Genomic DNA, 5,328 nt, shown 5'->3' with positions numbered 1-5,328 from the left:
GCCAATACAGCAGTCGATGAAGCCTATCGCCAGATGCCAAATAACTATCAGTTTTACTCAGCTAACATGAATTCCCAATTGCAGGAACGGTTAGCTTTGGAAAGTAAATTGCGTTATGCTTTACAGCGAAACGAACTGGTACTTTACTATCAGCCTAGAGTTGATACAACTACGGGTAAAATTGTGAGTGTCGAAGCTTTATTGCGTTGGCAAAACCCCGAACTTGGACTCGTCTCGCCAGCCAAATTCATCCCGATTGCAGAGGCTAATGGTTCGATCGTTCCCATTGGGGAATGGGTGATACGCACCGCTTGCACTCAAAACCGACTCTGGCAAGAATCGTTATCCCAATCGTTGCGGGTAGCGGTTAATTTGTCAGCTCGCCAATTGGCACAACTGAATTTAGTTGAACGCATCGCTTCTATCCTCAATGAGACACAACTCAATCCCGCTTATTTAGAACTTGAAGTTACGGAAAGTTTGATGATGGAGAATCTCGAACAGTCAATTAGGGTACTGGAAGAATTGCGCGAGTTAGGTGTGAAGTTAGCACTGGATGATTTTGGCACCGGATATTCATCTTTAAATTATTTGAGACGTTTTCCCATCCATACTCTGAAGATCGATCGCTCTTTTGTGCGCGACGTTGTTTCTAACTCCCATGATGGAGCAGTTACCAACGCAATTATCACTTTGGCAAAAAGCCTAGACTTAAATATCACCGCTGAAGGCGTAGAAACACAAGAACAGTGCGAATATGTGAAAGCACAAGGTTGCCATGAAATTCAAGGTTACTATTTTAGTCCGCCTATTCCCACCCTTGCCATGACTGCGCTATTAAAGAAAAGCGAAAAAGTGACTAATTACGAAGATATCAGGAATTTAATCTCAAGTTGAGGAAGTGCGATCGCTATTCAATCTGCAAGCAACTCTCCCACGATCGATATTTTAATTACTGAAGTTTCGCGATCGCACTTCTCTCCACCAACACTCGTCTCGTCAACAAATCTTTCACTGTTGCCAACAAAACCCGCCCTTCATTCACTTCAAAATTTACTTCGATCCTATCTATGCCTAGTTGTCCCGGTGGGTCGAGATGCGCTACGCAAACTTGTTCGTGATGGCTTTCCAAAGAACGAAATTCTGACTCTTGATGCACGCTACCACTCGTCATTCTTCCCAGCGCATCAAAGGTTACTTCTGCGTGGGATATTTCTGCCAATTCGCCAATATCCAAACGAATTTCTCGCTGTCCCTCTAATGCTGTTTGCAATATCAGCGGTTCGTCGCGTTGGCAGGGATATTTAGTTCCCTTTTCAAACAAAGGAAAATAAGAATAAGTTCGCATTTGCGGTTCCCAGAGACGAATTGCATAGCCATGTCGCAGATAATCCTCCACTTCTATTATCTGCGGAAGTGTCAGCGCACCGTGCGCGATCGCTTCAAATGGCTTGCCTATTTTCACCCGCGATTTGCCAAAATAAGATATAACTAATTGCTGCACTGCCGGAATTAAACAGCTACCTCCCACCAGCGCCACCAGTTCGATATCAGTTTTGCTGACGCCTTTGTTGTAAGCAACCGCTACCACTTCATCCAAAGCTTGCCGCAGTTGTTCTAATAACTGTTGATTTTCCAGTATTTCTTCTAATTCATCTCGACTTAAATTCAATTCGTGGGCAATAAAGTTTTCATCGTCGAACCAACTATCTTTGGCTTCACTTGCAGTTGATAATTGAATTTTCAGCTTTTCTGCGATTTGCAATAAATTCTGCCAACCAATTTCTTTTATTTCTTGTCGCGAAGAACCAATTCGCCGCAAATAATGTTCGACAATCCAAACATCTATATCAACACCGCCGACATAAGCATCGGATTTGGCTATTACTTCAGCTTTTAATATTTTTTGTCCGCCGCTGGCTGCTTGGGTGCGAACTAAGCTTAAATCCAGAGTTCCGCCGCCAAAATCTACTACTAAAACCACAGAACCCGGTCTTTTCACCGCATAACCAAGCGCTGCGGCTGTAGATTCATCTACGATTTGCACTTCCGGAACGCCCAGTTTTTCGCCAATATCGCGAAACCAGTCAAGATAGCGTTCAAATGCACCCACAGGTACGGTAAAAATTACGTTCTTGGGTTGCAGTTTTTCTGGCTCTATTTGTTGCCAAATTTCTTTGATAAACAGTTCCGATACTGATTCTGCCGAGTAACTGTTACCATCAATTTGACGGGGTGGCGGCTGAAAATCTGCGGCTAAATCGCGTTTGAATGCCTGAAAAAGTCGCTCTGTTTCGTTAAAAGCGAGACGTTGCGATCGCACCTGTTCCCCAAACACGAGGCGGTTTTCCTTTTGGACGTATACCAGCGTTGGGACTACAAATACTTGACCGCCAGGTGTTTCAAATCCTCGCGATATGGCTTTAAATTTCAGCGTCCGTGGCGTCTGCGTTGCGGGATCTAGAGTGCAGACGACGGTGTTGCTTGTTCCGAAATCGATGGCAACAACTGTCATTAGCTATCATTCATCAGTAATTGGTTAATTTCAGATTTCAGATTGCAGATTCCAAAGCTTTGAAATCTGCAAATTCCAATCATTTAGGTGGAGGCGAAATTGGTAAATTACGGCTGACTTTGGCGGGAGAAAGAATGCGCGAGCCGTCTCGATACCCGACAAACCGAATATAAACCAACTCTCCTTCCGTAATATCATTCGTATCCGGTTGATGCAGTTGGGGATTGAATGGCACTTGTTCCCAAGCAGAACCAATTCTTTCATACCCCCAACTCTCCAAAACATTATCCAACGGAGCAAACAGCGCCACCAAATTTTTAGCTGGTAAATCTGGTTTCGCTTCCGTCATTTTGCGAACGCTGGGATAGTTGGTTAGCAGTGTTTGCAATTGGGAGAAGGTAGCATTCTCGAACTCAGCTTTTAGCTGTGTTGATTGCTGCTGCAATTCTTCTCGCAGCCGCAGACATTCTTGGCGCAAGGCTTCGATTTTTTCGTTGGCTGCTTCTGCTTGGAAACGCTTTTCAGCAGCCGTATCGTTCTCCTTGTCAGATTTAGCTTCATCAGAACGAAGCAGACTGAAAATTAGCCAAATGCTAACCAACCACAAAACGCAACCAAACCAGAATAGATTGGGGTCGTTAACCATCACCACTACTCTACATTTCCGTTTGGTTTTGCGTTTGTTCGTTAATTAGCTCTTCGCCATCTTGATAATATTCTGGAAACAGTTTTTGCGATTCCACTTTGCCCAGAGCTTTTTCAATTCCTGAAGTGTTTTCGGTGCAGCTGGAGCCAACGCCATTGAGGACGGTTTCAACTATCTTGCCGTCAGCGCCAATGCGATATTCTATCTTCTGATACTGGGCCATAATTAGGATTCCTGTATTCAGCCTAGTTTACTACTTTCTTGATTGTATGCTCGATTTTGCCATTCGTCTGTTTTCGATCGCACCTCAAGAAAATTCTCTTCTGATTCGATCTAAGGCAGACTTGAGTCCGATGTCATACCAGGGAAGTTATCTGAGATAGCGATAACTTCCCTGGTAACATCCTTTGTATTATACTGTAGCACAGAAGTGCAACCACACCCATCTGTAACAGGAGCAGTCAATCTCTCAAAACGGCTAGACTGATAGTAACTATAGTAAAGATTCTTTGCGTAATGCTGTCAAGATATAGACTCGGCAGAATAAGTTGAAGTGCCGGAACTAAAAGTAGCGATCGCACATCAACTTACCCATCCGATGGGATAGGAGATGATGCTCGCGTCAAAAGTTCTGTTGAGGCTACGCTGAAGCAATTCTCCACAGTTAAGTCAGTTATTATCCTGACTAAAGAAGGCTATTGTTTTGGGGATATGAGTGGTGAAAACTTTTGTTTGCGTTAACTCGATCGCCTTTGGCAATCTTTAATCCTCTTCTGGCGGACGAGTTAGTATTTCAAATATAGTCTTAGCTCCAAATTCATTGCGATCGTCAATCTCTTTAACTCTCGACATTACCTCTAGAGCCTTCTCTATTTCTCCCAACTTAGCCAGCACAAATCCAGAAGCCGCATAGGCGTTTAAATACAGCCGAATTTCCGCTTCGTTTTTCCGAGTTTCTAAGATTGGCTTTAACTCTGACCAATCGTCCGGCAATTTTTCTGATTCCTTGACATTTTCCACAACTTTAGTTGCCATCACAAGTGCCATTGGCTGATTATTTTTGTAGAAAAAATACCGATATGCTGCTACCAGGACATCTGTATTATTTCCTGTTTTCGCCAAGGCTTGGTTCATGTACTCTTCTGATTTAGCGCTATTTTCCCAATTTTCCGCCGCTAACACTAACAAGTGTTTAATATCGGCTGGAACGTCGTACCAGGAAACTTTTTCTTCCGTTACTTGCATCTCCATCTCCAGTAGGTAGACAAAGGGACAAGGGGACAAGTAAACAAGGTTATTTCCAACCTTGCCCCACGTTAAGAAGCTATCCACAAAATCTGCTTGGCTAGGAATGACTAATTGTTTAAAACTTGTCTTCTATAAACCAAGTCTGCCGATTTAAGTTGGTAGCCAAAAACGATTTAAGCGAGCGCATATGCCGCATGAGTGTAGCAGTTTTTGGGACAAATCCTCGCGCAAGCTTGACAACCGACACAATTACCTTGGTTGGCGATCGTCATCACCTTGCGTTCGATCTCGTCATCTTCCTCATTGTCCACAAATTCTCCCTCTTCGTTCATCGCTCTGAGCGACAGCACATTGCGCCCACAAACTTTAAAACATCTGCCACAGCCAATACATTTAGCTTGATTGATTGCTTGCACAAATTGGGGTATCCAATTTTTTCCCCCAAATGTCAAACCAGTTAGTTGTGCCATTGTCTAAACTCCTTCGTGTCAGTTTTTGCAAAGGGTAACTTTTAGCAGGTAATCTCATATTACTCGTTTTTTTTACCTTTTTTTGTTAAAAATAAATTAGCTTTATATAGAAGCTTTACAGTTTTTTAATATATTCTGATTCCCCTACTGTTTGTGAAGCTAGCGTAATTAAGATTATTTTGCAATAAATCAGTTAGCTGCTTGGTATTGCTAATGCAAATATAACATTTTGAAATGCAGAAAAAGCATAATAACGAGTTGGCGCGAGAAAATTCGTTACCCAATTTTGGCTCGGTAATTTGTATTTTAAACTACATTTAATTAGTTGCGATCGCTCAAATCAAACTCGATCTAGCGAACGATCGCTCTCACTTTGATTTTTTCATATTTATGGGTAAAAATGTTCCTGAATGAATGTTAAAGTTGAGTGAGATAGTGGGTTAAAAAAC

The 5,328-nt window shown here is 42.6% G+C and carries 6 protein-coding genes; 1 reads left to right on the top strand and 5 read right to left on the bottom strand.

What is annotated here, in order from left to right; genetic code table 11:
* The coding region (locus tag H6S82_RS16750) for an EAL domain-containing protein (protein ID WP_191056448.1) at positions 1 to 897 on the top strand (897 nt) is incomplete at its 5' end.
* Between the two features lie 55 nt (positions 898 to 952).
* On the opposite strand, the gene H6S82_RS16745 is transcribed toward H6S82_RS16750, so the two are convergent.
* The 5 genes from H6S82_RS16745 to fdxB all read right to left on the bottom strand — a co-directional run bounded on the left by H6S82_RS16745 (position 953) and on the right by fdxB (position 4,879).
* Positions 953 to 2,515, bottom strand: a complete 1,563-nt coding sequence (locus H6S82_RS16745; RefSeq protein ID WP_190461729.1) for an Hsp70 family protein — start codon at positions 2,513 to 2,515, stop codon at positions 953 to 955.
* Between the two features lie 79 nt (positions 2,516 to 2,594).
* The gene (gene grpE / locus H6S82_RS16740) at positions 2,595 to 3,161 is read right to left on the bottom strand and encodes a nucleotide exchange factor GrpE (protein WP_190461727.1); all 567 of its coding nucleotides are present in this window, start codon (positions 3,159 to 3,161) and stop codon (positions 2,595 to 2,597) included.
* 10 nt (positions 3,162 to 3,171) lie between these two features.
* Positions 3,172 to 3,384: a DUF2997 domain-containing protein gene (locus H6S82_RS16735; protein WP_190461725.1), complete on the bottom strand. Its 213-nt coding sequence runs from the start codon at positions 3,382 to 3,384 to the stop codon at positions 3,172 to 3,174.
* A gap of 539 nt (positions 3,385 to 3,923) precedes the next feature.
* Entirely contained in the window at positions 3,924 to 4,406 is a 483-nt protein-coding gene (locus H6S82_RS16730) for a hypothetical protein (protein ID WP_190461723.1), read from the bottom strand.
* A 176-nt stretch (positions 4,407 to 4,582) separates the two neighbouring features.
* Entirely contained in the window at positions 4,583 to 4,879 is a 297-nt protein-coding gene (gene fdxB, locus H6S82_RS16725; RefSeq protein WP_190461721.1) for a ferredoxin III, nif-specific, read from the bottom strand.
* Positions 4,880 to 5,328: the final 449 nt, after the last annotated feature.

Origin of the sequence: Planktothrix sp. FACHB-1355 (assembly GCF_014748295.1) — a bacterium.
In the GTDB taxonomy this organism is placed as follows: domain Bacteria; phylum Cyanobacteriota; class Cyanobacteriia; order Cyanobacteriales; family Aerosakkonemataceae; genus Aerosakkonema; species Aerosakkonema funiforme_A.
This window is presented reverse-complemented; position numbering and strand designations above follow the sequence as displayed.

What these genes read in the sequence shown, in the direction of transcription:
- H6S82_RS16735 (WP_190461725.1), bottom strand. Translation starts at nt 3,384, where the DNA reads ATGGCCCAGTATCAGAAGATAGAATATCGCATTGGCGCTGACGGCAAG.
- H6S82_RS16745 (WP_190461729.1), bottom strand. Translation starts at nt 2,515, where the DNA reads ATGACAGTTGTTGCCATCGATTTCGGAACAAGCAACACCGTCGTCTGC.
- grpE (WP_190461727.1), bottom strand. Translation starts at nt 3,161, where the DNA reads ATGGTTAACGACCCCAATCTATTCTGGTTTGGTTGCGTTTTGTGGTTG.
- H6S82_RS16730 (WP_190461723.1), bottom strand. Translation starts at nt 4,406, where the DNA reads ATGCAAGTAACGGAAGAAAAAGTTTCCTGGTACGACGTTCCAGCCGAT.
- fdxB (WP_190461721.1), bottom strand. Translation starts at nt 4,879, where the DNA reads ATGGCACAACTAACTGGTTTGACATTTGGGGGAAAAAATTGGATACCC.